Below are 3,633 nucleotides of genomic sequence, written 5' to 3' on the forward strand. Positions count from 1 at the left end.
GCCACCCGCGTAGCCGCCCCCGCCGCCACTGCCGCCGCCGTAGCCGCCGCCGACACCACCACCGCCGCCCCCGACCGAGCCCCCGCCGCCGCCGGCGCTGCCGCCGCCACCGCCGTTGGCCGTGCCGCCACCGCCGCCGCCCGCCCCCGCGGGAAGCGAGGGCAGCGGCGGGAAGGTCAGGGGTTCGAGCCCCTTGAGCGTGTCGGTGGTGACCCGGTAGCTGCTACCGAGGTACTCCATCTGCCGGATGGCCTCTTGGTGTTCCTTGTCCATCGAGGCCTTCGCCTGGGCGACCATCGCCTTCTTGTCGGGCGAGTCACCCGGTTTGCACATGAGTTGCTTGTCGCCGTTGCTGGAGACGATCAGTTCGGCGTTGGCGTCCGGCTGCGGCACCGCGACCAGCGCCAGGCTCAGCGAGGAGCCGGCGGTGCTCATCGAATAGCCCACCTTGCCGGCATGGTCCGCGAACTTGCGCGTCGTGACCATGACCTGGCTGGTCCACTCACGGAAGTTGTCCGCGGCCTTGCCGGTCCAGTCCAATCGGCCGACCCGGGTTTCGAGCGCGCTCGTCAGGCCCTCCAAGGTGGCCTGGGCGTCGATCAACTTCTGGCCCGTAGTCGTCAGATCGGAAGGTTTGGCGCCCTCGATCATGCTCCGTAGGGCAGCGTGTGAGTACTCCTCGAAGTTGGTGGGACCGTCACCCCAGCCACCACCACCACCAGCGTCCAACATGTGTGTTCACCCCGTCCCCGTAGTTCCCGTCACCGCGCCCGATCAGGGCTCGGCTCAGGGAGCCTTCACCGGCGGTGTGAGCGCCGGCTTGTTGTCCACGTAATCCGTCTGCAGCTGGGCGTACTTGGCCGTGAAGTCGTCTTCGTTGCCCTCGTACGTGCCCTGCACGTACTGCACGGTCATCTGCATGGCCTCGATCTGCCGCTTGAGCTGCGTCGACAGATCGGTCAGCTTCATCTTCACGTCCACGTACGCGGACCACAGCTGCATGGCCTCCGCGAACGTTCCGGAGGCGTCCATGGCCACGTCGTGGTTGATCATCTGATGTGAGGCGACCGGTGACCCGTCGAGGTCGTCGAGCGCCCGCTGGACGTCCTTCTGGAACTGCACCAAGGACTCGATACCGGCCGACATCGCCTGCATGTCGGTCGATGAGGTTCCTACCGGTCCACCACCGCCACCATCGGCGATAAGCACCTTTTCACCACTCCCCCGTGCGTGGTGTTGGCGACCGGGGTCACCGGCACCACGCAGCTCGTCACCACACGCCGCAGGTGCCCTCTCTGGGCAGCACGTCGCGGCGCACCCGTTATCAGTACAGATCAGAGTACCCAGGAGAGCAGACGGATGGGTATGGGGCTGCCGGCGGCCCGTCAGACTTGACGAAACGGTTATGACGCGAGGCTGTTGCCGACGAGCCGACCCCCGGCGAGACGCGAGACGCGAGGCCGTCGCCGACGAACCGACACCCCGCGCGAACAACGACGCCGCACCCCGAATCATCGAGGTGCGGCGGTGCCGCGCGCGGCCGTTCGGTCGCGCTACTCGGTTTCCTCGGCCAGCTCCAGCCAGCGCACTTCCAGCTTGTCCCGATCAGCCCGGATCGTACGCAGTTCGGCGTCGAGCTCCGAGACCTTGTCGAAGTCGGTGGCGTGGACCGTGAGTCCGTCGTGCACCTTCTTCTCCCGCTCGACCAGCTTGGCCAACTGGCGCTCGACGCGCTGGAGTTCCTTCTTCGCGGCCCGGGTGTCGCCGCCTCCGCGGCGGGCCGGGGCGGCGACGGCCTGGTCACCCTCGACCGCTTCGCGCCGGCGCCGGAGGTACTCCTCGATGCCGCCCGGCAGCATCCGCAGCGTGCGGTCGCCGAGCAGCGCGAGCACCGTGTCGGTGGTGCGCTCGACGAAGTAGCGGTCGTGGCTGACGATCACCAGCGAACCGGGCCAACCGTCGAGCAGGTCTTCCAGCTGGGTCAGCGTCTCGATGTCGAGGTCGTTGGTCGGTTCGTCCATGAAGAGCACGTTGGGCTCGTCCATGAGCAATCGAAGCAACTGCAACCGGCGCCGCTCGCCACCGGAGAGGTCGGACACCGGGGTCCACTGCTTCTCGCCGGTGAAGCCGAACTGTTCGCACAGTTGACCGGCCGTCATCTCCTTGCCCTTGCCGATCTCGACCCGCTCGCGGATCTGTGACACGGCCTCCAACACGCGCAGTGTCGGCGGGAGTTCGGCGACCTCCTGGGAGAGGTAGGCCAACTTCACGGTGCGCCCGACGACGATCTTGCCGGTAGGCGGCTGGATCTCGCGATAGGCCGCGTCCGTGAGCGCGCGCAGCAACGAGGTCTTGCCCGCGCCGTTGACGCCGACCAGGCCGATCCGGTCGCCGGGGCCCAGGTTCCAGGTCAGGTGCTCCAGGAGGGTCTTGGGGCCCGCCTGGATCGTGACGTCGAGCAGCTCGAACACGGTCTTGCCCAGGCGCGCGTTGGCGAAGCCCCGCAGCGCCTGGGTGTCGCGCGGCGGCGGCTCGTCGGCGATCAGCTCGTTGGCGGCTTCGATCCGAAACTTCGGCTTGGACGTACGCGCGGGGGCGCCGCGGCGCAGCCAGGCCAGTTCCTTGCGGACCAGGTTCAGCCGCTTGGTCTCCTCGGTCGACGCGATCCGCGCGCGTTCGGCGCGGGCCAGCACGTACGCCGAGTAGCCGCCCTCGTAGTCGTGCACCTTGCCGCCCTGCACGTCCCACGTGCGGGTGCACACCTCGTCGAGGAACCAGCGGTCGTGGGTGACCACGACGAGCGCGGAGCGGCGCACCTTGAGGTGTCCGGCGAGCCACGCGATGCCCTCGACGTCGAGGTGGTTGGTGGGCTCGTCGAGGATGATCAGGTCGTGCTCTTCGATGAGCAGCTTCGCGAGCGCGATCCGGCGCCGCTCGCCGCCGGAGAGCGGGCCGATCACCGAGTCGATGCCGCTCTCGAAGCCGGGCATCGCCAGGCCGCCGAACAGGCCGGTCAGCACGTCGCGGATGCGCGCGTTGCCCGCCCACTCGTGATCGGGGCGGTCGCCGACGATCTCCTGCCGCACGGTCGCCTGCGGATCCAGGTCGTCCTGCTGGCTGAGGATGCCCAGGCTCAGGCCGCCCACGTGGGTGACCCGACCCGAGTCCACGGGTTCGCGCTGTGCCATCACCCGGATCAGCGTGGTCTTGCCGTCACCGTTTCGACCCACGACACCGATCCGGTCCCCTTCGGCGACGCCGAGGGAGACCTCGTCGAGCAGGGTGCGCATGACATACGCCTTGCCGACTGACTCAAGATTGACCAGGTTCGCCATCAGACCGAACCGCCGTACCGCAACGCTCGCATTCGACCAACTCTAACGGTCCGCGCTAGAGCGTGTTCTCGCGCTCCGTCACAACGACCCGGCGGGGCAGTACCCGAGCCCCGGGGACCGCCCCGTGCGCCACTCGCGCCGCACGGCACGTGCCGGATTCGGTGAGGCGCCGAGCCACGTCGTGCGCCGTCGCCTCGTCGGGGGCCAGGAACGCGCACGTGGGTCCCGAGCCGGACACCAGCGAGCCGAGCGCGCCCGCCTCGACGCCCGCGCGCAGGGTCGCGGCCAGCGCGGGTCG

The 3,633-nt window shown here is 69.0% G+C and carries 3 protein-coding genes and 1 pseudogene; all 4 read right to left on the bottom strand.

The window, feature by feature from the left end; all coding sequences use genetic code 11:
* A partial coding sequence (locus tag GT354_RS26015; protein ID WP_202512297.1) for a hypothetical protein occupies positions 1–732 on the bottom strand: 732 nt, incomplete at its 3' end.
* A gap of 54 nt (positions 733–786) precedes the next feature.
* Positions 787–1,146, bottom strand: coding sequence for a hypothetical protein (locus GT354_RS26020; protein ID WP_161358806.1), 360 nt, complete (start codon positions 1,144–1,146; stop codon positions 787–789).
* Positions 1,147–1,553: 407 nt separating this feature from the next.
* Complete coding sequence (locus tag GT354_RS26025) at positions 1,554–3,338, bottom strand: ABC-F family ATP-binding cassette domain-containing protein (RefSeq protein ID WP_161358807.1); 1,785 nt, start codon at positions 3,336–3,338, stop codon at positions 1,554–1,556.
* 52 nt (positions 3,339–3,390) lie between these two features.
* Positions 3,391–3,633, bottom strand: a pseudogene (locus tag GT354_RS26030) (4-(cytidine 5'-diphospho)-2-C-methyl-D-erythritol kinase); the annotation flags it as partial.

Origin of the sequence: Streptomyces sp. SID3343, from assembly GCF_009865215.1 — a bacterium.
Classification (GTDB): Bacteria; Actinomycetota; Actinomycetes; order Streptomycetales; family Streptomycetaceae; genus Embleya.